This window comes from Shinella sp. 20P9.1.1, from assembly GCF_057798995.1.
This window is the reverse complement of the sequence record NZ_JBYOLC010000009.1, coordinates 209797-234117: the sequence shown is the minus strand read 5'-3', so window position 1 is coordinate 234117 and position 24321 is coordinate 209797. Positions and strand designations below refer to the sequence as shown.

Here is a 24321-nt window from a genome sequence, read left to right as displayed (position 1 = left end):
AATGTCCTTCTTCGGCTCATAAGCCATACTTCGAAAAGGATCATTTTTCAGGGGGCAGACCATGTAGCTGCTTGGGGAGTGCCCATAGCGTTTCTTGAAGGCGTTTGAGAAGTATTGGCTCGAGTTGAAGCCACAACTCAATGCGATCTCCGTGACGCTAGTGCTGCGTGGTTCCTGGAGGAGGCGTGATGCCTGCTCCAGGCGCAGATATTGGAGATATTGGCGAGGCGCCATGTTGGTGAGCTTCTTGCAGTAATCGGAAAAGCGTGTGCGCGAGAGCCCGCACTCCTCGGCCATACCTTCGAGTGACCAATCTTCTTCGAGAGCGTAGGCGAGCCGGCGCAGGAAGATTGCGACGGTGTGTTGCGAGGTTGAGAGATCCGGGTCGAGTGTCGGTGCCTGCTCACTCATTCGGTCGATTAGGCTGAGCATTATTGCGTTGATCGCCACCTTCAGACGGGTTTCGCCATCCTCGGGGCTGCGATCGAGCAGGATTGGCGGGATGGCCTCAAAGGTGCGGCAAAGTTCGGTTCCGCCGTCCCACACCGGCTGATTGTTCTGTGTGAGAATATCGTCGAGCCGTTCGGCCTCGTCCGGCGAGAACACGAGCCAATCCGGCCAGTCCGGTGTTTCGCTGGGCCGGCGCAGGCCCGCATCGAGAATGATCCACAGAAGTCGGCTAGGGCCGACATTGGGATTGCCGATGGCGTGCAGTTGCCAAGGCCGGATGACGATGAACTGGCCTTGTTTAAGTGCATACGTCTGGTCGTCCACCGTCAGATCGAGGCTGCCGCGTGCGAGATAGGCGATCTTGAAGCCTTCGTTGCAGTGCCGGCCGAGCCCCCAGGACTGGATGTGGCGCGCATCCCAGAAGCCGACAGTGCGGATGCCCGGCAGGCGCTCGCCGAGCGAAATGCCGGGATAGCTGCCGCGCGTCCAAGCGTGAAGCTCGACCTCGCCCTGACGGGCGGCAACCTGCAATTCCTTGCAGTTGTCGGCATACATGACCGAGTCGGGCTGACGGAAGACCGAGGGCCGGCAATTGACCGGAGAAATCACCGCATGTCTGTTCACGTTGCGCCTCCCAACACAAAATGACTTAAGAAATTTACCACTGTTGTCATCCGCAAGAATTGCCGAGTCAAGCCTGCCATTGTGCTTTCGTCGCGGATGGCCTGAAGGAGACTGGCCGGCGCGGCGAAGGGGAGGACACACGTGAAAATCGCATTCAACCTGCTCGTCATCGGCGCAGACATCGGCCTGCAGCATGCGCGCCAGCTCGAGCGGCTGAAGGCACTTGGCTATGACGCGGTGGAGATTCCCGTCTTTTCCGGCAGCGAACAGCGCTACGCGGCGCTAGGCCGGCTGCTTGGCGATATTGGTCTCGTCGCCGGAGCCGCCGCCGTCGCGACGTCGGAGTCCAACCCAGTAAGTCCAGATGCGTCCGTGCGCGCAAAGGCGCGTGATCATCACCGCTGGATCGTTGACTGTACGGCAGCGATGGGTGGCGAGATCATCGCTGGTCCCATCCATTCGCCCGTTGGTGTCTTCACCGGCTTCGGGCCGACGCCCGATGAATTCGATCGCTGCGTCGAGGCGATGCGCGCGATGGCCGACTATGCGGCGCCCGCGGGTATTCGCATTTCGGCGGAGGCCGTCAACCGTTTCGAATGCTACGTGATGTCGACCATTGCGCAGGCATCGGCGATCCACCGCGCCGTCAATCATCCCAATTATGGCTATATGTTCGACACGTTCCACGCCAATATCGAGGAAAAGGATCCGCCGGCGACCTATGAGCGCTACCACGACGAGATAAACCATTTCCATGTCTCCGAAAACGATCGCGGTGTTCCGGGTTCCGGTCATGTGCCGTTTGCAGCGCATTTCGATGCCCTGCGCCGCTGTGGCTACGACGGCTGGCTGACGGTCGAGTCCTTCGGTCGCGCCTTGCCGGAGCTTGCCGGTGCGACGCGCGTCTGGCGTGACCTTTTCGACGATCTCGATGGCCTCTTTGCCGAAAGCGTCGCGTTCATCCGCCGGGAATGGGCGGCTGCGGGAGAGCGGCTCGCATGACGGCCGTTCCCGCTCTCAGCATGACCGGAATCAGTAAGGCTTTTCCGGGTGTCCGTGCGCTCGACGGCGTCGATTTCGAATGCCTGCCGGGCGAAATTCACGCCATCTGCGGCGAAAACGGCGCCGGAAAGTCGACGCTGATGAAAATCCTCGGTGGCAGTTACAGGCAGGATGCCGGCATCATCCATCTCGCCGGAAAGGCGGTGCAGTTCACGCATCCACGGCAGGCGACGGAAGCGGGTATCGCCATCATCCACCAAGAGCTCAGCCTTTTGCCGCACCGGACGGTTGCCGAAAACATTTTCATGGGACGGGAGATCTCCCGGCGCGGCATCCTGGACAAGGCGGCAATGCGGGAGAGGGCGGCTGAGCTTCTCCGCCGCATCGGCGCGGCGATCGATCCACAGGCGCTGGTTTCCTCGCTTTCCATCGCTTTGCAGCAATTGGTCGAGATCGCTAAGGCGCTCCTTCTCGATGCGCGCATCCTTGTCATGGACGAACCCACGGCCGCCCTCGACGAACGCGATAGCCGGACGCTGCTCAAGCTCGTCGATGGCCTTCGCGGGGAGGGCGTTTCGATCGTCTATATTTCGCATCGCATGCCAGAGGTCACGGCGATCGCCGACCGCATCACCATTCTCAAGGATGGCCGGAAGATCTGGACGCGGCCGCGCGATGCCGCCCCCATCAGCGAGATTGTGCGAGCCATGGTCGGTCGCGATCTCAAGGATTTCTATCCGGCTGTACCGGTATCTCCTCCCGGCGAAGTTCTCCTCGCCATAGAAGGCGGTGCGAATGCCAGCTTGCGCGATGTTACCTTCGATGTACGTGCCGGCGAGATCGTCGGCGTGGCGGGGCTTGAGGATTCTGGCAAGGGTGCGCTGGCGCAGGCGCTCGTCGGGGATGTTCCCCTCACGAGCGGCACGCTCACCCTGCGCGGCCGTCGGGTTGCGGTTCGCACACCGCGGCAGGCCACGGCGGCTGGCATCGGCTACCTGCCGGGCGACAGAAAGCGCGAGGGGTTGGTGCTGCGCCAGTCTGTCCGCGATAATGCGCTCCTGACGCTGCGTTCCATGGCCGGCGTTTTCACACGGCCACAACGTGGCGCGCTCGCACATGACGCTGTAGACGAAAGGCTGCGTGCTATGGATGTGCGCGCTGCGGATTTCGGCCAGGAGATAGGGACACTCTCCGGTGGCAACCAGCAGAAGGCCATCATCGTGCGCTGGTTGGCGCAGGCGTCCGATATCCTCGTCTTCGTCGAGCCGACGCGCGGCATCGACATCGCGGCCAAGGCCGCGATCTACGAGACAATGCGCGCTTTCACCAATTCCGGTCGGGGCATCGTCGTCGTCTCCTCGGACATGCCGGAACTGATCGGTATCGCCGACCGTGTGCTGGTCATGCACCAGGGACGCATATCCGGCGTTGTGCCGCGCGGCGCGAGCGAGGAGGACATCATGCATTTAGCGCTCGGCCTTGCGCATGCGCCATCCGGGGAGAGTACGGCATGACGAGTGATAGTGTGAAGCCGAAGCCCGGCCTGTCCGTCGCCGTCTTGCTTACAGGACTCTCCATTGGATTTTTCGTCGTAGTGGCGCTCGCCACCGGCGAGACCTCACAGCTGAGCGCGCAAGGCCTGACCGGTCTGCTTCAGCGCATGATCGCGCTCGGGCTCGTTGCGATCGGCCAGACCTTCGTTGTCCTTGTCGGTTCGATCGATCTTTCGGTCGCCGCGCTTATCAGCGCTGTCGCCGTCCTCGCTTCGCACGTCATGCAGGGCGATCCGGTCATGATGCTGCCGGCTGTTCTCCTCTGCCTTGGCCTTTGTATTGCGGTTGGCTTCGTCAATGGCGCGCTGGTCGCCTATGGCGGCATCAACCCGCTCATCGCGACGCTCGGCACAGGGCTCATCATCCAGGGCGTGCTTGCCGCCTCGTTCAGCACGCTTCAGGGTTCTGTGGCGCGGGAGTTTCAGGTCATTGCCTATGGTGGCGTTCTGGGCTTGCCCTATTCTCTGCTGCTTCTCGCCACGCTGTCACTTGTCGCCGCTTTCGTACTCGACCGTACGCTGTTCGGCGCGCGTATCTATGCGGTCGGCGGCAACCCCGACGGCGCGCGACTTGCCGGTATCCGCACGGAGCGGGTCATTCTATCGACCCATATGGTCGCAAGCCTCTTTGCCGGGGCGGCAGGGCTTTATCTCGCCGCTCGGCTGCAATCCGGCACGCCATGGATCGGCCGTGACGGTATCTACGACCTCGAATCCATCGCCGTCACCGTCATCGGTGGCACGATCCTTGCCGGTGGGAAGGGCGGCGTTGCGGGCACGCTTGCCGGCGTCCTGCTCTTCGCCAGCCTTGATGCGGGTTTCAATATGCTCGGCATCGACGCCTTCCTGAAGCAGGTGCTGCGCGGGGCCATCGTGATCGCCGCCGTTGCCGTTCATGCCGTTCGCGCAAAGGGACATGTTGCATGACGACCGTTCCGCAGACCTCTTCGCTCCAGCGCCGTCCCGCACGCATCGCCATCAATGCTGGCCTCGTGATCTTCGTTGCGCTCTATGCCGCCATCGCTTTCCTCCAGCCGAACTATCTGGAGCCGGGCCTGTTCATGAACTTCCTGCGGCGGGCGGCACCGCTTGTCATCCTTGCCTGCGGGCAGCTCTATGTCATCTTGACCGGGGGCTTCGATCTTTCGATGGGAGCGGTCGCGACGTTCGTGGTGTTGGCGGCATCGATTCTCGTCAACGGCGATCCGGATGTGACCTGGGCGGTCATCGGCGCACTTTATGCCATGGGCATCGCCGTGGGCCTTGTGAACGGCCTCGTCGTCGCCTTCCTTAAGGTGCCCTCGATCATCGGCACGCTTGGAACGATGCTGCTCGTTAACGGGCTGGCGCTCGCCTGGTCGGGCGGCGCAGCACGTGGCGACCTGCCGGACAATTTCCGCAATCTCGGACGGCTCGTATGGCGCGATGTGCCCGTTATAGGCACGCTGCCGCTTGCAGCTCTCGTTCTCGCCGGCGTCGTGGCGCTCGCCTGGTTCGGCCTGAATGGTACGGTCTATGGCAAGCGAGCGCTCGCCGTAGGTGACAATCCACGGGCGGCTGAGCTTGCCGGAACGCCTGTCGCGGCGACACGTATCTTGGCCTTCGTAGTCTCTGCCATCTGTGCCGTGACGGCAGGTATTGTTCTGGGCGGCTTTTCGGGCGTCTCCGTCAATGCGGGCGAGGGGCTGGAACTGCAGGCGATTGCTGCCTGTGTCATCGGAGGCGCGCAGCTCCTGGGCGGGCGCGGCTCCATTTGGAGCGCGGTCTTCGGGGCGCTTAGCCTCTTCGCGCTGTTCACCTTGCTCAATCTCTTGGGTTTGCCTCAGGCGCTGCGCGACAGCATTCAGGGCCTGATCCTGATCGCTGCGGTTGGCGCCAGCATGTGGAGGACCCGCCGGCGGACCTGAACCCGACATTCATATCAACCGCCGGCGCGGCCGGCTTTCTGGAGGAGGAAGACAATGACACTGAGGACACTACTGGCTACGACCGTGGCGCTCACATTTGCCGGTGAGGCGCTGGCACAGGATTTCAACGATCCGGCCGAATTCAAGAAGCAGCGCGAGCAGCTTTCCATGAAGCCGCAGGGACCGGAAGGCCAGCCCTGGGCGCAACATCTCGGCGACGGCATGGTTAATACGGCGAAATACAAAAAGGACGGGCAGGTCACGCTCTGCTTTTCCAATGCCGGCGTCTTCAACCCCTGGCGCGTGGTCGGCCTCAACAACCTCAATGCAGAGGCCGAACTGCACAAGGATCGCCTGAAGGAACTGATCGTCGTTGATGCCGAGGGCAAGGACGACAAACAGATCTCCGACATCGAGGCGCTCGTCAGTGGCGGCAAGTGCGATGCGCTCATCGTCTCGCCCAACACGACGGCGGCACTGACCCCGGCTGTCGAGGCCGCCTGCGCCAAGCTTCCGGTGGTCGTCTTCGATCGCGGGGTAAATACCAGCTGCCCCATAACCTACATTCACCCGGTCGGCGGCTATGGCTTCGGCATCACCTCGGGTGAGTTCATTGCCAGCAAGTTGAAGAAAGGCGATAACGTGCTCGCGCTGCGCATTATGCCCGGCGTTGATGTATTGGAAACCCGCTATTCGGCGGCTAAAAACATCTTCGACGAGGCTGGCATCAACGTTGTCGGCTCGGAGTTCACCGGCAGCGATCGGGCGAAGACCAAGTCCGTCGTCGAGGACTACATCAACCGCGGTACGAAGATTGATGCCGTCTGGATGGATGCCGGTGATACGGCAACGGCGGCACTGGAGGCCTTTGAGGATGCTGGCCTTCCTTATCCGGTCATCAGCGGTGAGGACCAGCAGGACTTTCTTCGCAAATGGCAGTCGGAAAAGCTGACGGCGATCGGCCCGTCCTATCCGACCTACCAGTGGCGCACGGCCGTCATTGCCGCCCTTGACGTGCTCGATGGCAAGGAGGTTCCCGGCCCGGAATGGGTCCTGCCGCAGCCCGCGATCACGGAGGATGTGCTGACCAAATATATCGACGAACGCATGCCCCCGCTGCACTATAGCCTTTGCGGCTGCCAGGAGCTGCCGGGGTATCCTGAGCGCTGGGGTGGCAAGTAATAGAAACGGCACAACAAGAAGGGGGCGGTGCAAGCCCCCTTCTCAGTCGTGGCACGTCGGTCGACCGACATTCCGATTCAGCCAAGACTAACCCACGCCTAACGTCGGTGACCACATGGCCAGTCTCTGCTGTTCGGACCGTCGGCGGAAGAGACGTGACGTTAGCCGTATCCGCAGTGAACGCTACGCGTCACAGATACTCGATATCGCCAACAATGCAGATTGCGTGGCCGATCGATTTAACACTGCAGGTTTGGCCGCTGAGTTCACTAATGATCACCGTGTCACCGGTATGAAGCTGCGCTTCGAATGCTTCGCATAAGACCTTGGCCTGTCCCTCCTGAATGTGAACGAGCAGGCTACCGCTTGCGCTAATTTCTCGACCCAGAGCAGGAACTTCCCATCGCGCCAGCGTGTGGTGAACTACCCCTCGCTTGGAAAGAACGTTGAAATCTTGCACTATCTCGCCACCGATGGCCGTACCTATGATCTTTTCCTCTCCTGCAAATACCAATGGCTCGCTATCCTTGGAAAGCAAGGTTTCGCGATGTGTCGACTTGAGCAAGAGCCTTCCGGCGGTGACAAGAAGCGAGCGATCCACGCCAGGATAGGAGGAGAAGGGGACTGTCCCGGACATCTCGGCAGTCGCAATCAACACGTCGAACTCACCCGCGGCTTGCCTTGACCACATCGCGATGTTCCGCCCGACGCCCATGCCATTCTTCCAAGGTGTCGGTGTCGTCTCGGCATGCCTGATGAGCGTTATGTCCACAGCGGTTTCCTCTGCGTTCCAAGCGGCATCGTCGGTGCTTCAAGGCGCGTGCGCCGATATCTGCGGCTTTCGGCACGCTTCTGCCTGTTGATTTACGGGCGCCGGCTCCGTGGCGCTGGCGATTCTCATCCCAAACGCGCGACCACTTCGCACAGCACCTCCGCGCCCAATGCGAGGTCGCTCCTATCGGTGTCTTCCGCGAAATTGTGACTGATGCCGCCCTTGGAAGGCACGAACAGCATGGCCATGGGTAAGACGTGCGATACATTCGCCGCATCGTGGAGCGCGCCGGACGGCATTCGGCGCCAAAGGCCCGGAGCCAGATGCTCGGCCGCTTTAGCCATGGCCTCCACCAATGTTGCGTGCGCTTGGGTCGGTGCGATCAGATCGCAGCCGAACCCCTTCCATTCGAGACCAAGACTGTCGGCTGTCTCACGCGCGGTCGAATAGATAATCTCCGCCATCCGGTCGAGCCGTGCCTCATCAGCGTCCCGCCATTGGATCGTGAAATCCGCGCGACCCGGAACGATCGAATTGGCGTTGGGATAAAGATCGACATGTCCGACCGTCCATACGGTTGCCGATGTGGCCACTTCAGCCAGCCGGTCGTTCACGAGGGAAACGAAACGATTCAAGCCTTGGAAGGCGTCGCGGCGCAAGTGCATCGGCGTCGTGCCGGCATGGTTTTGCTCTCCCAGGAAGCTCATTTTTTCGGTTCGGATGCCGACGATATTCTCCACAACGCCAATGCGCTCTCCTGTCGCATCCAGCACAGGCCCTTGTTCGATATGAATCTCCAGGAAGGCCGAGAACCGGTCCGTGGAAACTTCCCGTGGCGCCGGCAGGCCTGCACGGTTCAGCCGGGCCTGCCCAAGGCGTAGTCCGGCGCTGTCGCAACACTCATCGGCTTCTTCCAGCGACATCAGGTCTGCCCAGACCCGGCTGCCTGGGAGGGTCGAAAAACGCCCCTCCTCGTCCTGGAAGGACACGCAGGCAACCGGAGGACCGCCTTGCTCCAGACTGGCGCGAGCAATCTCAAGCCCGACGATGACCCCATAGGCCCCGTCCAGCCAGCCGCCTTCAGGCTGGGTATCGGAATGCGAGCCAACCAGAATGGATTTTCCGCTTCCTGGCGGCACGCCGAAGACGTTTCCTATGGCGTCAACGAAGACCTCCAGCCCCGCTTGCTCCATGCGTTCAGCCAGCCATATCCGCGCCAATCGGTCGGTTTCGGAATAGGCCGGGCGGATGACGCCGGTTTTCACCGCGCCGATCCTGCGCAGCGCGTCCAGATCCGCCAGCATGCGCTCGGTGTTTATTCTGAACCTGGACATCATCGCTCCGACCCTCTCGAGGAATCCGCAGCCCTCTCCTCGACGCGCTGCAAACCTTCAAGCTCCAACCTAGCCGTCGGGATGTTGCGGAGAAAGCTGCAAGATGGTTAGTTCACTTGTTGTTTTGCGCAAGTGAGAGTTTGATTGGCCCGCTTCCTGACTTCCAGTTACGATGTACGTCACCTTCGTACCTTTCTTGCCGTCGTCGAGCATGGTGGTTTGTCTTCCGCCGCCTATCGTCTTGGCGTAAGCCTTTCCAGCGTCAGCCGAGACCTGGCCGCGTTTGAAACGCGGCTTGGCCTTGAACTGTGTCGACGCGGCCGCTCCGGCTTTTCGCTCACGCCGCAGGGCGAGGACGTTTACCAGGCGGCGATTGGCCTGCGGTCGGCGCTACAATCTTTCGAGGAAACCGTGGAGAACACACGTCAGGCCCTTGGCGGCACCTTGATGCTGGGCACGATCGACAGCGTGATCACCAATCCAAACGCGGGAATTGTGGCGGCGCTGGCGAGGATGCATCGCTTGTTCCCCGACATGCAGGTCAGCGTCAGCATGCATACGGTTTCGATAATCGACATGTATGTGCGCGACAGCAAGCTGGATGTCGGGATCACCGGTCAGCCTGAAGGGTTGGGGCAGCTGGTCTACGAACCGGCTTTTGTGGAGACCCATCAACTCTACATCGCCCGCCATTCCCCCTATTTTGATCTTGCTCTCGAAATCGACGACAAACCCCAGGGACATGCGCAGCAACGCGTACCTTACATCGCACGGGATTACCGCACGGATATTTTCAAGCCATTTGAACGAGAGTATCCGCTGCAGGTCGTCGCCCGTGGCAGTACACTTGAAGCCATTCTGGCTTCGGTGCTTGCCGGCGTCGGTTGCGCGTTGTTGCCTTCGCACCTCGTGCTGAGCGCTGGCGGCGGCCATCTTGTTGAAATCAGGACACGGCATACGCCCATCGACGTCCAGTTCCACTTCGCCTATCGACGCGATGCGGCCAAGCGCCGCGCGATCCGGGCGATGCTAGACTGTTTCCGCAAACGATAGCGATCCCTCCCACATTTGTTGGACCTGCTCATCACTTGCAATTTTCGCAAGTGTGATTTCACCCTTTGAGCTGTTGCCAAGCTCAATTCCAGTGAACGTTTAAGAGCCTTGCAACATATGGAGGAATGCATGGTTGTTTCGACCACGGCGCCCGCGGACTTATTCCTGGATCAGATCTATGTCGAATCCGAATGGGCGCCGCTCAAGGAATGTGTCTATGGATCGCCTGATACATGGGTGCTGCCAGTCTTCCTCAGCGATGTGAAGCTACGCGCTCAGGGCGAGTTCGGCGAGTTCTGGGCAAAGAACCAGGGTCGGAACGTCAAGGAGGCATCGCCCGAGCTGTTTGCCGAATTCAACAGCCAGATCAACGGTGCGATCGGTATTCTGGAAAGGCACGGCGTAAAGGTCCATGTGGCCGGCGAGATCAGCACGAACAACCGTAAGTATCCGCGCGGGCAGGACCATGGCGTTTCAACGCCGTGGATGCGCGATCCCTTCGTGACAATCGGCAACAACGTCATCGAACTCGCCCCGCGCAGCTTTTTCCACCGCCGTCAGCGCTTTGCAATCCGCGAAATCCTCGCCGGCACCATGGATCGCGGCGCACGTTATTTCTCCCAACCCGACAGCGGGGCTGACGACTATAATGACGGCCCGGGCTGGGGCTATCTGGAAGGCGGTGACGTCTTCGTGCTCGGCAAGAACATCCTGGTGGGGAATTCAGGCGGCTGTAGCAACCCCGAAGGCGCGCGTTGGCTGCAGCACATGCTTGGGCCGGACTATCGGGTCCAGACGGTCAAAATCGATCCGATGTTCCCGCATCTCGATTGCGTGTTGATGACGCCGCGAGAAGGGGTTGCCGTCGCCTGCATGGAGGCGCTTCCCGAAGGGCTGCCAGCCTTCATGAAGGACTGGGATATCTTTGTGGTTCCGAAAAGCCTCGCCAAGGGCCATATGGGCTGCAACAATCTCGTGCTCGATGACCAAACCGTCGTGGTTCCCTCGGAAGAGGCCCTGGATTCGGTGGCAGAAGCGCTTTCAGCCCGCAAGTTCGATGTCATTCGCATTCCCTATCGCGTGCCCTGCATGGCCGGTGGTTCTTTCCGCTGCGCCCATCAACCGCTCATCCGCGTCTGAAGCAGCGGGATAACCGCGGCGCCATCGGGCGCCGCTGCTCAACGTCACTCAAATATACAAAACGATGGGACCTGGTTCGCCAGGCCTACAACAAGAGGAGAACATCATGCGGAAATTTGCGGCTGTCCTGCCTGCCATCGCTGTACTGTCGTGTGCAGTATTTGCCTCGGGTAGCCTTGCGGCGCCGAACGAAAAGCTTCCCGAGCCGATAAAGGCGTCAGGTGTTCTAGTGCTCGGCACGACATCTAGCATCGGCTTACCCTGGACCGGCATCAAGGAAGGCACCAGCGACGTCTATGTTGGCGTCGAGCCCGACCTCGCCGCCGAGATCGCCAAGCGTTTGGGCCTGAAGCTCGAAGTGAACAATCTCGGCTTCGACTCCCTCATCCCGAGCCTTGAAGCCAACCGTATCAACATCATCATGTCCGACATGCTGGACACTCCGGTCCGCCAGAAGAAGGTCGATTTCGTCGACCACATCATGGGTGGCTCTGCCATGATGCAGAAAACCGGCTCCGACAAGAAGATCGCTTCCCTTGATGACGTATGCGGCCTCAAGGCGTCGGCATTGCGTGGTTCCATGGAATCGCTGTCTATCGCCAAGCAATCGGAAAAGTGCGTCGCCGAAGGCAAGCCTGCCATCGAAGCCCAACTCTTCCCGGACACCGGTGCGCAGATCACGGCCCTTTCAAGCAATCGCACCGATGTTGCGATGAGCGACCTCATCTATGTCGGCATGCTTGCCAAGAAACAGCCCGAACAGTTCACGATGGTCGGCGAGCCGTTCAACTTCGGCCCATGCGGCATCGCAGTGCCGAAGGATTCGCCCCTTGGTCCGCTGATCGCTGAAACGCTCGACTCGATGATTGCCGATGGCACCTATGCCGAGATCATGGAGCACAATGGCTTCGTCCCACAGTCCTACGTCACGAAGGCCGTAATAAACGGTGGTGAAGACAAATAATGGTCGGAATCGGCAAACAGGCAGGGCTGCCGTCCGTTCTCACGGACGAGCAGCTCGCATCTGCGCAGTTGCTGCCGCGCAAGCAACCGTGGACATGGGTTGCGGCCGTGGCCGTCGCGCTGGTGCTCGCAAATGCGCTTTATTCGATTGTCACCAATCGGGGTTTTGGATGGCCTGTCGTCAGCGAATATTTCTTCTCGCCGCAGGTGATGGCCGGTCTCTTCACCACGCTGATGCTGACAGCGATCTCGATGACGCTCGCGCTGTTGCTCGGCATCATCGTCGCGGTTGCCGCCGCCAGCCGCAATCCGGTGCTGTCATCGGTCGCCAGGGGCTACATCTGGATCTTTCGCGCCATTCCGCTGCTGGTCCAGATCATCTTCTGGTACAATCTGGCGGCGCTCTATCCTAAACTCGGTTTCGGCATCCCTTTCCTGCCGCCGATCGTTGAATTCGATACCAACAGCGTGATCACCGCTATCAGCGCGGCAATTATCGCGATGTCCCTCAACGAAGGTGCCTACATGGCCGAGATTGTCCGTTCGGGCCTCAACTCGGTGGATTCAGGGCAACGTGAGGCTGCCCGTGCGCTTGGCATGTCCTCTTTGGACTCCTTCAGACGCATCGTAATGCCACAGGCGATGCGCGTCATAATTCCTCCCACCGGCAACGAGACGCTGTCCATGTTGAAGTACACGTCGCTGGTAAGCGTGATCGCACTGCCGGACCTGCTTTATTCAACGCAGCTCATCTCCTCGCGCACCTTCGAAGTCATCCCCATGCTTCTTGTCGCCAGCTTATGGTACCTGTTGGTCAGTACCCTCTTGATGGTGATACAATCCGGCATCGAGCGCCACTTCGGTAAATCGGTGGTGCGCCCATGAGCGGCTCTGCGGTAAATCCGATCCGCGCGCGCGGCATTCGAAAATCATTCGGCGCGTTGGAAGTCCTGAAAGGCGTCGATCTCGATCTGGCCATGGGTGAAGTGCTGTGCATCCTGGGGCCTTCGGGCTCTGGAAAGAGTACGCTGCTGCGCTGCATCAACCATCTCGAACGACCGGACGGCGGCATGATCGAGCTGAACGGCGTGCCGGTAGGCTATCGTCTGTCGGGCACGACGTTCCGCGAGCTGCCCGAGCGCGAAATACAAAAGCAGCGCGCCGCCATGGGCATGGTGTTCCAGCGCTTCAATTTGTTCCCGCATCTAACGGCGCGCCAGAACATCATGGAAGCGCCGCGGCGGGTTCTCGGTCTGTCTGCCGCCGAGGCATCGCAGCGCGCGGAGCGCCTGATGAAGCAGGTCGGCCTTGCCGATAAGATCGACACCTATCCCGGCGCGCTTTCCGGCGGTCAGCAACAGCGCGTTGCGATTGCCAGGGCGCTCGCAATGGAGCCGGCGGTCATGCTTTTCGACGAGCCCACATCGGCGCTCGATCCTGAACTGGTGGGCGAGGTTCTCGACGTGATGCGAGCGCTGGCTGACTCGCACGCCATGTCGATGATCGTTGTGACCCATGAGATCGGCTTTGCCCGCAGCGTCGCCGACCGCGTCATGTTCATGGACGGTGGCGTCGTGGTGGAACAAGGCAAGCCGAAGGATGTGCTGGTAAATCCGGAACAAGAACGTACCCGCGCCTTCCTGCGCAGAATTCTCGAATAGATCTTTGGAGTACAAGCATGCTCTCTCCTTCCCTTCCGACCTTCCTCGGCGCTGAAAGCAGCATCGATCCCACTGGTGTCAAAACGCCCTACGCCTTTCTCGGCATACCTTACGGCCCTTCGTATGAGGCCTGGGAGTTGTCTGCGGCGGCCGGCGGCGCGGACAAGGTGCGTGCCGCAGCAGTGGCACATGCCTATACCCGTTTCCTCACGCACTGGAATTTCGACATCGGCGAACCGCAGTTCGAGGACGGCAAGCCGAACGTGACCGACCTCGGCAACATTGCCGGAAACGTGCGGGATCCGGAATGCATCGTGGATGATGCCGCCGCCGTCCTCGGTCCACTCGTTAAGGCGGGCGTGGTTCCCGTCGTAATCGGCGGCATGGATTCTGTGCCTCCGATGCTCGTCGCGCCCTTCGAGGGTCAAGAGGACATCAATGTCCTTCAGATCGACGCGCATATCGACTTTCGCGACGAGATCAATGGTCGTCGGGATGGCTTTTCCAGCCCGATGCGGCGTCTCCGCGACTATGCCTGCGTGCGCGATCTCGTGCAGGTCGGTGCGCGCTCGATCGGCAGCGCCCGTCGGCAGGAGGTCGAAGCTGCACTCAAGGCGGGCAATCGTATCGTCACGGCCTGGGACGTTCATGAGAATGGATCAAAGTGGGTCGCTGAATCGCTCGATCTTTCCCGACGGTGGGTTGTCTCGCTCGATTGCGACGGAATGGATCCGTCCGTGGCACCAGGTGTCGGTGCGATAGAGCCTGGCGGATTGACGTTCATGCAAACTGCCATCCTGCTGAACCACCTCGCCCGGAACAACCGTTTGGCAGGCATCGTCTTCACGGAATATCAGCCGGCCCGGGACGAGGGCGATGCAACGGCGCACGTGATTGCGCGCTTAATCCTTAACATTCTTGGTCTGCAACGCGATCCGCAAGCAATTGCGGTGCAGAGGTAACAGCCACGCCGCTTGCGTACGTTAACATATTCGGCGGGGTTTACGGCAATAGTCGTGAACCCGCCGAACGATGTTGCCCCCAGACTTCCTGAAGTGTTCTGCCGTTGGTTGCGGGCCTGTTCGTGGCCCTCAAGGCTGTGAACAATACGGGTTTGATCGAGACAAGATCGCCCGTACTGTGCTGACCTGCCATCAAGGCAGAGATCATCCATACGCAAATACCCAGGACGACGGAGACTGGAGCCGGAAAACATGGCAATACCGAGGTAGCACGTCGTGAAGAACGCGAGATAAGCGGGAAGCGTTTTTGCGCTGGCGACGCACGTTTCCCGGAAGGCTTCGGTCTCGTTCTTAGCGCCGACGATCATCAAGGCAGTTAAGCCGAAAAGCGGGCTTTTTCAGAAAATATCCACGCTACGGGTCCGACGGCTCTGGGACAAGGAAGGCGAAGTCGCATCCCTGTTCCGCCTGCAGGACCTCCTGGCCGTAGAGACGAGCGTAACCACGCTTGGGGAGAGGAGGGGCTTGTCCCGGCGTGCGCTGGGCAAGCACGTCTGCATCGACGAGAAGATCGACGCGGCGCTCCTTGACGGAAAGCCTTATGCGGTCTCCCGTCCTTACGAGCCCGAGAGGGCCGCCCGAGGCGGCGTCGGGGCTGACATGCAGGACGATGGTGCCATAGGCCGTGCCGCTCATGCGTGCATCGGAAATGCGCAGCATGTCCTTTACGCCCTTGCGAGCAAGTTTTGTCGGGATCGGCAGATAGCCGGCTTCAGGCATGCAGGATGCGCTCTTCGGCCCGGCATTCTGCAGGACCATGATGTCGTCCTCGTTGATGTCGAGGTCGGGATCATCGACGCGGGCTGCCATATCCTCGATGCTCGTGAAGACCACCGCGCGGCCCTCGTATTCGAACAGGCGCGGATCGGCGGCCGCGCGCTTCAGGATAGCTCCGTTCGGAGCAAGGGAGCCGAAAAGCGCGACAAGGCCACCTTCGGGCTGCAGCGGCGCGGATACGGCATGGATGATCTTGCGGTCGATATAGGGCTGCGGCGCCTCGAGGCGTTCACCGAGGGTTTCGCCCGATACGGTCATGCAGTCGAGATGAAGCAGATCCTTCAGCTCCCGCATGACGGCGCCAATGCCGCCTGCCGCATGGAGGTCCTCCATATAGTAGCTGCCGGTGGGCTTGAGATCGACGAGAACGGGGGTCGTGTCGGAGAGCTCGTTAAGTCGTTGCAGGTCGACCTTGATGCCCGCCCGCCCGGCAATCGCCGTAAGATGAATGATCGCGTTGGTCGATCCGCCGATGGCGAGCAGAACACGAAGGGCGTTCTCCACGGACTGTCCGGTGATGATCCGATCCGGGGTCAGCTTGTCGTGGGCAAGCCGCATGGCGGCTACGCCGCTTGCCTCGGCTGCCCGCAGCCGATCCGCATGCACGGCTGGGATTGCGGCCGTGCCCGGGAGCATGATGCCGAGCGCTTCGGCGATCGCCGCCATCGTGCTGGCCGTTCCCATCACCGCGCAAGTGCCGGCGGTCGTCGACAGGCTTCCCTCGACTTCCTGGATGCTTTCACTGTCGAGCTCGCCGGCGCGGTATTTTGCCCAGAAACGCCGACAATCCGTACAGGCGCCAAGACGTTCGCCGCGCCACCGGCCCGTCATCATCGGGCCGGTGACGAGTTGAATGGCTGGAATATTGGCCGAGACGGCGCCCATGAGCTGTGCCGGAACAGTCTTGTCGCAGCCGCCGATCAGGACAACAGCATCCATCGGCTGGCCCTTCAGCATCTCCTCGGTGTCCATGGACATGAGGTTGCGGAAGAAGAGGCTGGTCGGCTTCAAGAAAACCTCGCCGAGCGAGACCGTCGGAAACTCGAGCGGCAGGCCGCCGGCCGCGATGACCCCACGCTTGACCGCGGCAATCAGCTCCGGAACCAGACGGTGACAGTTGTTGAATTCGCTGTATGTCCCCGCGATGCCTACTACGGGGCGTGCGAGCATCTCCGTGGAATATCCCATGGATCGTGCGAACGACATTCGGAGATAACGCGCGAAATCGAAATCGCCATAATTGGTGAGGCCGCGCGAAATCCCGACCGGCTCTTGCTTGTCCGTCATAAAATGCTCCGAAAATGTAGTTGGTGAGAAAGACCGGCGGGCTAGCCGACGATCTTTCCGAAGGCTCGCAGATAGGCCATTTTCGACGCCGGAAGATGTTGCCGGCACAATGCCACCAGCGCGTCGCCATCCCCGCGCTCCAGCGCGGCGATCATCTGGTGATGTTCCTTGCGAGCCTTGTCACGCTCGGCTTTGTCGGCAAGCACGAGAAAGCGGATTCCGTGGGCACGCTGCGAGTAGGTTTCGATCGCGCTGGCGAGATAGTGGTTGCGGCAAAGCCCGAAAAGCTTGCGATGGAATTCGTGATTGTGTCGGAAGACGCCGACTAGGTCGTCCGTGTCGACTGCCGCATCGTGGTGTGCTTGGATGGCCTTGAGTTCGTTGATATGTGTTTCCTCGACTGGAAACACGATCTGCGCGGCAGCGGTGGATTCCAGCAGTTCGCGAACCGCATAAAGCTGCTCGACGTCGGAAGCCGAAAACGCCCGGATCATCGCGCCACGGTTCGGAAAGCGCTCGATCAGGCCCATTTTGTCGAGCTCCGCCAGCGCGAGTCGCAGGGAATGGCGCGAGACGGAAAACCGTTCGGCAAGCTCTTCCTCGATGAGGCGTTCGCGCGGATGAAGCCGGCCGAGAACGATATCTTCCTCAAGAGCCATCACGACCGCAGCGACAGGGTCCTGGCGTACGGCTTTCGCCTCGGATTCGCCGGACGGCAGTTCCTTCATGTCTTTCTGGACCCTCATGTTTCCTCCCCTGTCCAAAGCCGCATTCATCCTTATCTGAAATTGACCATACATACAGGCGACAAGATTGTCGACAAAAATGTTGTTTATTTTGTTGACGCCGAAATATCGTTGGTGCTATCGATGGCGTCATAAGCAAACGGCAATCCGGCTTCAGGCTTGGAAAATGCCGCGGGAACTCGAAAAAGCGAGGGTGTGCCATGTGCTCCGAATGTCTGGTCACGGAAGCGATTAAGGACAAGATCGCAGCCCATGGTGCGGCGTTCCGCAAGGCGACGGCCAGTCCCTTTGGTGCCGATGACGAGATCGGCATGCTCAATCTCGTCACTGGCGAGACCCGCAAGGCGATCATGGACCGTGCGGATCCGACACGAATGTACGACCTGTCGGTCGATAATTTCATCGGCATGCCGGGATGGTTCGGTGCCGAGGATCAGCCCTATCAGATATGGATGACGCATACGCCGCGCGGTGAAAAGGTCGACGACATCATGAATGTCGGCCCGGCGGCTAATGACCTGGTATCCTATTCCGGCGATGCGATCTCGATGTACACCCATACGGGAACGCACATCGACGCCTTCAATCACTTTGGTTACGACGGCAAAATCTTCAATGGTTTCTCCGTCGACGAGCACCTAGGCAGCCGTGCCTGGCGCAAGGCCGGCGCGGACAAGCATCCGCCGATCATCGCGCGCGGCATCATGCTCGACGTTGCCGCCCTGCATGGCGTGGACGTGCTTCCGCCAAGCTACGGTATCGGCGAGGCAGACCTGCGCGGATGTCTGAAGCATCAGGGCACCAAGCTGATGGTTGGCGATGTCGTTCTGATCCGCACGGGTCGGATGCGGCTCTGGCCGGATCGATCGACCTACCTACCGAACCCTCCGGGCCTCAATCGCGAAGGCGCAGAGTTCCTGGCCAAGGCCGGAGCGATCATCATCGGCGCCGACAATCATTGCCTCGAGCAGGCGCCGTCGGCGGATGCGGAAAACTGGCAGGTTGTGCATACCTATCTTCTGGCTGAGGCCGGCGTTCCGATCCTTGAGATTGTGAACCTGGAAGAGCTTGCGGAAGACGGCGTGTATGAATTCGCCTTCTTCGGTGCCTGCATTAAGCTGCGCGGGGCAACCGGCGCGCCGATGCGTCCGGTGGCGATGCGGCTCAAGAAGTAAGCTTTTTCCTCACGGCTTTCACGAGGGGGCGCATGGTGTCATGCGTGCCGACGGCGGAGTATGACATGGTGGCAAGAACCCATTTTATCACCGGCGCAGCCGGACTGGTCGGGCAGGCGGTGGCTAACAAACTCGTCGCTCGCGGCGACCGCGTCATCGCCATCGACAGGAATTCGGCCCTTCTTCCCTTCGGCAATGTCATTGCCTGCGATCTCAAGGATATCCACCGACTTTACGCGTTGGCCGAAGACGCCGATCTGGATTCGGTCATCCATTGTGGCGCCTATTCCGGCCCGATGGTCGCGCGCGACAACCCCTATGACCTCGTTGCGGTCAATGTCATGGGAACGGCAAATGTGCTGGAACTGGCCCGGATTTCCGGGGTGCGCCGTTTCATCAACTGTTCGTCCGTCAGCGTTTACGGCTCGACGGCGAAGGGGCCGGTAAAGGAGGATGTGCATCTAGCGCCCTCCACGGTCTACGGCGCTACCAAGCTTGCAGCCGAAGCGCTTGTGACGGCATTTGCGCGCGAGCATGGTGTGGATGCCGCATCGTTCCGTCTTTCCTGGGTGTATGGCCCCAACCGGAGCACGCCCTGTCTTCTCGGACGGATGCTGCGGGACGCCCTGTCTGGCAGGGCGACAGAACTGCCGTGGGGAAGCGATTTCTACCGCCAGTATATTCACGCGGATGATGCCGCGGACGGCTTGATTGCAGGCCTCGATACGAAAGAGCTCTCGACGCGCGTCTTCAACCTGACGGGCGCAAATTATCAGACGCTGGGAGAGACGGCAGCTCTCGTTCGACAGATCCTGCCGCAGGCGCAGATATCTCTGGGCGATGGGCCTGATCCGGGTGACGACGCCCAGCACGAATTCGACATTTCGGCGGCAACGGAAGAATTGGGATATCGGCCTTCCGTCTCCCTGGAGCAGGGAATTCGCCGCTTCGTCGCTTCAATCAACCGTGAAAACGGCAATTCTGAAGGAGTTTGAGCGATGCTGGATGTTTTCAGCCTGGAGGGGCGCACGGCCCTGGTGACCGGCGGCAGCCGCGGGATCGGAGCCGGCATCGTGAAGCTCTTTCTCGAAGCCGGTGCGCGTGTCGCATTCTGCCATTACCGTGACGGGGCCGAGGCCGAGCGACTGGCCGATGGTCTGAAGAGCGCGGGACATGCCGTTGATTTCATCGAATGCGACGTCGGCGACGCTGCCGACGTTGAAAGGCTTCGCGATTTTGCCATTGAGAAACTCGGCCATGTCGATATCGTCGTCAATTCTGCCGGCATCAGCGGCGACCGGCCGTTTGCCGAGGTCGAGGTCGCAGATTTCGATCGCATGATCGACGTCAACCTGCGCGGCACCTTCATCGTTACCCAGGCGTTTTTCCAGCAGATGGTCGAGCGTGGCCACGGCCGCATCATCAATTTCGCCTCGCAGCTGGCCTATAAGGGTGCTCCTGCCATGGCGCATTACTGCGCGTCCAAAGGTGGTGTCGTCGGGTTCACTCGGGCGCTCGCCTATGACGGCGCTCCGTTTGGTGTGACTGTCAACGCGATCGCGCCCGGGCCGATCGAAACCGCGCAGCTTGCCGGTATGACGGAAGACTGGCGGGCGATGAAACATGCGGAACTTCCGATCCGCCGCTTTGGCACCGTCGAGGAAATTGCACCGACGGCGCTGCTCCTTGCCTCGAAAGCGGGCTCCTACTTCGTCGGCCAAACGCTGTCGCCGAATGGCGGCGACGTGATGCTTTAGCCAACGGGCTTCCGGAGCGAGGCGATCATGGTTACCACGCGCTTGCATTTTGCCGATGATGCCAGACGCAGGATCGTGCGGGGGGCCACTCAGGTCGCACGGCTTGTCGAGGTGACACTCGGACCGGCTGCCCGAACTGTGCTCATCGAAAGGGCTCCGGCCGGGCCGCTTGTCGGCTCCAGTGGTTATGATGTGGCGCTTCATGTCGAACTTGTCTGTCCGGTTGAACAGATCGGTGCGCAGGCGATGCGCAATGTCGCCTGGGAGGTCAGCGACCGGTGGGGCGATGGCACGGCAACCGTGGTTTGCCTCGCGGCGGCGTTGCTGCAGTCGCTCGACCGGGCGGAGACGAGAGGGTGTGAGCGGCGCGCCCTTGCGGAGGCGCTCGACGCTGAGATTGACGAGGTGGTTGCGGCACTGACCCGATCCGCGACGCCCGTGATGGAGGATGACGATCTTCGCCGTGTCATAGAAACCGCAGCGGGCGGTCCTGATCTGTCGCCGCTTCTTTTCGAGGCAGCGCTGCGCGCCGGGCCGCAAGGTTACATCGATGTCGTGCCGGCAGCCGAAAGCGATGCGCTCGAGGTTGTTCAAGGCCTCGCTTTTGATGGTGGCTGGTTGAGCCCGAGCTTTGCCGCTTCCGGCGCGGATAGGATCATCCTTGAAAATACCTATGTGGTGGCATTCGACGGAGCCGTTCAGTCGATCGACGAGATCGGGCCCATGCTGGACGTCTTCGTTCGCATGGATCAGCCGTTGCTTTTCGTCGCGACGTCCTTCTCGGAGGACGCGAAAGAAAGACTTGGCTCGCTGGTTCGAAGGACCGGAGCGAAAATAGCAGCCATGCGCGCGCCGGGAGAGGGCGACTGGAGACGTTTTCATCTCGGCGATATCGCGGCTGCGACAGGCGCGACGCTCTTCGGCGACGAAGGGGGTTATTCGCTACGGACCGTCCGGCCCGAGCTGATTGGTCGCGCGAAAAAAGTGGAACTGACGGCGAGGGAAAGCCGCTTCTATGGGGGCGCCGGCGGTTTGCCTGAACTGGACTTTCGCAAGGCGCAAATCCGCGGCGATATCGCCCGCTCGCGTTACCTCTCGCTCGATCGTGAGCGACATGAGAAGCGCCTCGCCCTGTTCTTCTCCGGTATCGTGACGCTTTCGCTCGGTGGGCGTACGGAGCCGGAAAGGGCATTGCGCATTGGGTCGGCACAACGGGCCGTGCAGGCAATAAGGGCTGCCCGCCAGTCCGGCAGCATCGCCGGCGGTGGTCTAGCGCTGCGGGATGCAGGCCGCGCACTTGGAAATGGAAGTATCACAGGGCGAGCGTTCGAGGCACCGTTCCGCGCGCTTTCGGTCAATGGCGCCACTGACGCGACAGTCTCGCCGCGTGACCCCTGCAATCTGGTGATCGACGTGGTGCGGCGTGCCGCGGCAACTGCGGCATCCCTCGTGAGTACGGATGTGGCGATCACGCACCCGCGTCGGCTTGCGAACTGACAAGCGGGCAAAATCAAGAAGGCAATCTGATGTCAAAGGAAGATACCATGGCCGAGATGTTGCGTTCCCCGCGATCGAATATGCTCGAGGTGCTCGGCGCGACGCTCTACTACGGCAGCGTCAAGGCCCTGGATAACGTGTCGGTGGTGGCCGGCGAGGGTGAGTTCCTGACGATCCTCGGCGAAAGTGGTTCCGGGAAGACGACACTGCTCAAGATCATCTCGGGGCTGGAGCAGCCTTCCGAGGCGGAGACGTTACGCATCGGTGGCCAGGACGTTCGTGCACTTGGCGCATCCGATCGCAACTGCACCACCGTGTTCCAGCACTATGCGCTGTTTCCCCACATGTCGGTTCGCGAAAATGTCGAATACGGTTTGAAGGTGCGTGGAATCTCGCGGGATGCCCGCAAGAAGCAGGCGATGGACGCGCTTGAAATGGTGCGCCTGGCCCATAAGTCGGAACGCCGGATCACGCAGCTAAGCGGCGGCGAGCGCCAGCGCATCGCTCTTGCCCGCGCCTTCATCACCAAGCCGGCCATTCTGTTGCTCGACGAACCACTTGGCGCGCTGGACGAGAAGCTTCGGGTGGACATGCAGGAAGAGCTCATCGCTATCCAGCGCAATCTCGGCATCACGTTCGTCTACATCACGCACAGTCAGGAAGAGGCGCTGACTATGAGCGATCGCATCCTGTTGATGCGCAACGGCAGAATTGCTCAGGAGGGTGCGCCGACCGATCTGTTCGACCGGCCCAACAGCGGCTTTACTGCCCGTTTCATGGGCGTGGACAATGTTTTCGAAGGCGTGATCACCGCGATCGAAGGCTCGGCGGTTTCGTTGTCTGTCAGCGGTCAGCTACTCACGGGACAATGGTCGGGAACGTCGGCGCCCGTTGCCGGCCAGAAGGCTGTTCTCGGCGTTCGGGCCGAGAGGGTCAGGCTCGACCCGCAGGATGGACTGGAAAACGTGCTGGACGCAACAATCCAGAACTCGGTCTACAAGGGCAAATATCTCGATATCGCATTCGAAACGCCCATCGGGCCTGCACGTGCCCGACTGTGGGATTCCGAACAGCCGCCCGGCGGTGTCCGGAAGATCGGCTGGGCGAAGTCTGCCTGCACGGTCATGGATCCGTGATCCGGCCTGCAACATCGCTTCACGCTTCACGATAACCAAAAAAGGAGAGCAGCATGTCAGTTCATCAGCAGCATACCGGCGGAGACATCAGTCGCCGTTCGTTCCTGAAATCCACGGCAGCCGTCGGTGTGGCGATCGCAGCGGGTGGCGTCTTCAAATCGGCTGCGTTTGCGCAGGACGAAGTCCTTCTGAAGGCTTACGGCGTTACGACGGCGCAGATGGGCGATCCCTCGCTCCTGACCAAGGCAACCGGCGTCAAGCTCGAATTCACGGGAACCGATGCCGATATCGGCGTCTTTATGCGCGACGTCATGGCCAACAATATCGGCGAGACGCATGACATCCTCATCTTTGACAACGGGACGCAGAACATTCTCGGCCCCAACGGTTTTTACGCTGAGATCGACACCACCGACCCGGAACTGAACCTCTGGGACCGTACACCCGATTTCTGGAAGAAATCCGACATCTCAATGTTTGACGGCAAGGTCTACGGTGCGCCGATCCTTGGCAACTGCGATACCTTCGCCTATTTCCCGGAGGTTATCGGCGCCAATCCGAACGGTGAGGACGAAATTCCCTATGCGGTGCTCTACGAAGACGACCGCACCCGTGGCCGCGTGGCGCTCGACCGCGTCCTGTCGCAAGCCATGGCCTGCATGGCCAACTTCCTGAAGATCAACGGGCGTCTCCAGATCGGCGATCCGGCCAACCTGACGCCCGAGGAAGCCAAGGCGGTCGTCGATTATGCCATCGAGCGCAAGCGGGCGGGACAATTCCGCACGTTCCATAACTCCTTCGAGGAGCAGGTGCAGCTGATCCAGAATCGCGAAGTCGACGTGCTCGAGTGCTGGGAGCCGGCGGTCAAGGAGGCGGAGAAGACGATGGGCGAGAAGGCACCAATCTACGCTTTTGCCGTCGAAGGCGGCAAAAAGTGGGGACACGGCGCCTATGTTCCGGCTCAGGCGATCGAGCGAGGCAATAAGGACGCCATCTACAAGGTGCTCAACTACTTCCTCGGCGGCGAGTTCCGCGCCATCCAGGCACGGGACCGTGGCTATGCCGGCCCGAACATGGATCTTGGCGTCGAGTATGCCAAGCAGGCCGGCTGGGATCAGGCGCAGATCGACGCGCTTCAGGCGACCGACAAGAAGATCGAGCGCAAGATGTCCAACCCCAACGCCTTCTGGAGCAAGCCGACGGCTGAGAATGCCGACGTGATGGAACAGGAATGGCAGCGCTTCCTCAGTGCTTGATACGGTCAAAAGACGATCCCGCCGGTTG

Annotated in this window: 22 protein-coding genes; 17 read left to right on the top strand and 5 right to left on the bottom strand. The window is 60.7% G+C overall.

Annotated elements, in window-relative coordinates:
* A partial coding sequence (locus AC27VQ_RS17350; RefSeq protein WP_488717244.1) for an AraC family transcriptional regulator occupies positions 1 to 1074 on the bottom strand: 1074 nt, incomplete at its 3' end.
* Between the two features lie 141 nt (positions 1075 to 1215).
* Here AC27VQ_RS17350 and AC27VQ_RS17345 point away from each other — a divergent pair.
* The 5 genes from AC27VQ_RS17345 to AC27VQ_RS17325 are packed head-to-tail and all read left to right on the top strand — an operon-like array spanning position 1216 to position 6717.
* On the top strand, positions 1216 to 2076 hold the full coding sequence (locus AC27VQ_RS17345; protein WP_313523360.1) for a sugar phosphate isomerase/epimerase family protein: 861 nt from the start codon (positions 1216 to 1218) through the stop codon (positions 2074 to 2076).
* Positions 2073 to 3590 carry a sugar ABC transporter ATP-binding protein gene (locus AC27VQ_RS17340; protein WP_488717243.1) on the top strand — a complete coding sequence of 506 codons (1518 nt, stop codon included), beginning with the start codon at positions 2073 to 2075 and terminating at the stop codon, positions 3588 to 3590. Before AC27VQ_RS17345 ends, AC27VQ_RS17340 begins: the two co-directional genes overlap by 4 nt.
* On the top strand, positions 3587 to 4555 hold the full coding sequence (locus tag AC27VQ_RS17335; RefSeq protein WP_488717242.1) for an ABC transporter permease: 969 nt from the start codon (positions 3587 to 3589) through the stop codon (positions 4553 to 4555). The genes AC27VQ_RS17340 and AC27VQ_RS17335 overlap by 4 nt, the downstream gene beginning before the upstream one ends.
* A complete protein-coding gene (locus AC27VQ_RS17330; RefSeq protein WP_421592901.1) occupies positions 4552 to 5535 on the top strand; it encodes an ABC transporter permease in 984 nt (327 codons plus the stop codon). The genes AC27VQ_RS17335 and AC27VQ_RS17330 overlap by 4 nt, the downstream gene beginning before the upstream one ends.
* A gap of 54 nt (positions 5536 to 5589) precedes the next feature.
* The gene (locus tag AC27VQ_RS17325) at positions 5590 to 6717 is read left to right on the top strand and encodes an ABC transporter substrate-binding protein (RefSeq protein ID WP_488717241.1); all 1128 of its coding nucleotides are present in this window, start codon (positions 5590 to 5592) and stop codon (positions 6715 to 6717) included.
* 190 nt (positions 6718 to 6907) lie between these two features.
* Here AC27VQ_RS17325 and AC27VQ_RS17320 read toward each other — a convergent pair whose 3' ends face one another.
* Positions 6908 to 7489, bottom strand: coding sequence for a HutD/Ves family protein (locus AC27VQ_RS17320; RefSeq protein WP_488717240.1), 582 nt, complete (start codon positions 7487 to 7489; stop codon positions 6908 to 6910).
* Positions 7490 to 7614: 125 nt separating this feature from the next.
* Positions 7615 to 8826 (bottom strand): hydantoinase/carbamoylase family amidase, encoded by a 1212-nt coding sequence (locus AC27VQ_RS17315; protein ID WP_488717239.1) that lies wholly within the window; start codon positions 8824 to 8826, stop codon positions 7615 to 7617.
* Between the two features lie 141 nt (positions 8827 to 8967).
* Between AC27VQ_RS17315 and AC27VQ_RS17310 the strand changes: the two genes are divergently transcribed.
* The 6 genes from AC27VQ_RS17310 (at position 8968) to AC27VQ_RS17285 (ending at position 14602) form a co-directional block, all read left to right on the top strand.
* Positions 8968 to 9876 (top strand): LysR family transcriptional regulator, encoded by a 909-nt coding sequence (locus AC27VQ_RS17310; protein WP_313523373.1) that lies wholly within the window; start codon positions 8968 to 8970, stop codon positions 9874 to 9876.
* Between the two features lie 129 nt (positions 9877 to 10005).
* The gene (locus tag AC27VQ_RS17305) at positions 10006 to 11016 is read left to right on the top strand and encodes a hypothetical protein (protein WP_488717238.1); all 1011 of its coding nucleotides are present in this window, start codon (positions 10006 to 10008) and stop codon (positions 11014 to 11016) included.
* Between the two features lie 64 nt (positions 11017 to 11080).
* Positions 11081 to 11980, top strand: a complete 900-nt coding sequence (locus AC27VQ_RS17300; protein ID WP_488717237.1) for an ABC transporter substrate-binding protein — start codon at positions 11081 to 11083, stop codon at positions 11978 to 11980.
* Complete coding sequence (locus AC27VQ_RS17295) at positions 11980 to 12864, top strand: amino acid ABC transporter permease (protein ID WP_488717236.1); 885 nt, start codon at positions 11980 to 11982, stop codon at positions 12862 to 12864. Before AC27VQ_RS17300 ends, AC27VQ_RS17295 begins: the two co-directional genes overlap by 1 nt.
* Entirely contained in the window at positions 12861 to 13640 is a 780-nt protein-coding gene (locus AC27VQ_RS17290) for an amino acid ABC transporter ATP-binding protein (protein ID WP_313523381.1), read from the top strand. Before AC27VQ_RS17295 ends, AC27VQ_RS17290 begins: the two co-directional genes overlap by 4 nt.
* Positions 13641 to 13657: 17 nt before the next feature.
* Positions 13658 to 14602: an arginase family protein gene (locus tag AC27VQ_RS17285; RefSeq protein ID WP_488717235.1), complete on the top strand. Its 945-nt coding sequence runs from the start codon at positions 13658 to 13660 to the stop codon at positions 14600 to 14602.
* A gap of 414 nt (positions 14603 to 15016) precedes the next feature.
* Here AC27VQ_RS17285 and AC27VQ_RS17280 read toward each other — a convergent pair whose 3' ends face one another.
* Positions 15017 to 16726, bottom strand: a complete 1710-nt coding sequence (locus tag AC27VQ_RS17280; RefSeq protein ID WP_488717234.1) for an IlvD/Edd family dehydratase — start codon at positions 16724 to 16726, stop codon at positions 15017 to 15019.
* Positions 16727 to 16767: 41 nt separating this feature from the next.
* Positions 16768 to 17472 carry a GntR family transcriptional regulator gene (locus tag AC27VQ_RS17275; RefSeq protein ID WP_488717233.1) on the bottom strand — a complete coding sequence of 235 codons (705 nt, stop codon included), beginning with the start codon at positions 17470 to 17472 and terminating at the stop codon, positions 16768 to 16770.
* Positions 17473 to 17783: 311 nt separating this feature from the next.
* Here AC27VQ_RS17275 and AC27VQ_RS17270 point away from each other — a divergent pair, with 311 nt between their 5' ends.
* The 6 genes from AC27VQ_RS17270 to AC27VQ_RS17245 all read left to right on the top strand — a co-directional run bounded on the left by AC27VQ_RS17270 (position 17784) and on the right by AC27VQ_RS17245 (position 24293).
* Entirely contained in the window at positions 17784 to 18647 is an 864-nt protein-coding gene (locus tag AC27VQ_RS17270; protein WP_488717232.1) for a cyclase family protein, read from the top strand.
* Between the two features lie 65 nt (positions 18648 to 18712).
* Positions 18713 to 19642 carry an NAD-dependent epimerase/dehydratase family protein gene (locus AC27VQ_RS17265; RefSeq protein ID WP_488717231.1) on the top strand — a complete coding sequence of 310 codons (930 nt, stop codon included), beginning with the start codon at positions 18713 to 18715 and terminating at the stop codon, positions 19640 to 19642.
* 3 nt (positions 19643 to 19645) lie between these two features.
* Positions 19646 to 20404 (top strand): SDR family NAD(P)-dependent oxidoreductase, encoded by a 759-nt coding sequence (locus AC27VQ_RS17260; protein WP_488717230.1) that lies wholly within the window; start codon positions 19646 to 19648, stop codon positions 20402 to 20404.
* Between the two features lie 27 nt (positions 20405 to 20431).
* On the top strand, positions 20432 to 21901 hold the full coding sequence (locus tag AC27VQ_RS17255; RefSeq protein ID WP_488717229.1) for a TCP-1/cpn60 chaperonin family protein: 1470 nt from the start codon (positions 20432 to 20434) through the stop codon (positions 21899 to 21901).
* A 47-nt stretch (positions 21902 to 21948) separates the two neighbouring features.
* Positions 21949 to 23037: an ABC transporter ATP-binding protein gene (locus AC27VQ_RS17250; protein ID WP_488717228.1), complete on the top strand. Its 1089-nt coding sequence runs from the start codon at positions 21949 to 21951 to the stop codon at positions 23035 to 23037.
* A gap of 53 nt (positions 23038 to 23090) precedes the next feature.
* The gene (locus AC27VQ_RS17245; protein ID WP_313523396.1) at positions 23091 to 24293 is read left to right on the top strand and encodes a twin-arginine translocation signal domain-containing protein; all 1203 of its coding nucleotides are present in this window, start codon (positions 23091 to 23093) and stop codon (positions 24291 to 24293) included.
* The last annotated feature ends 28 nt before the right edge of the window (positions 24294 to 24321 follow it).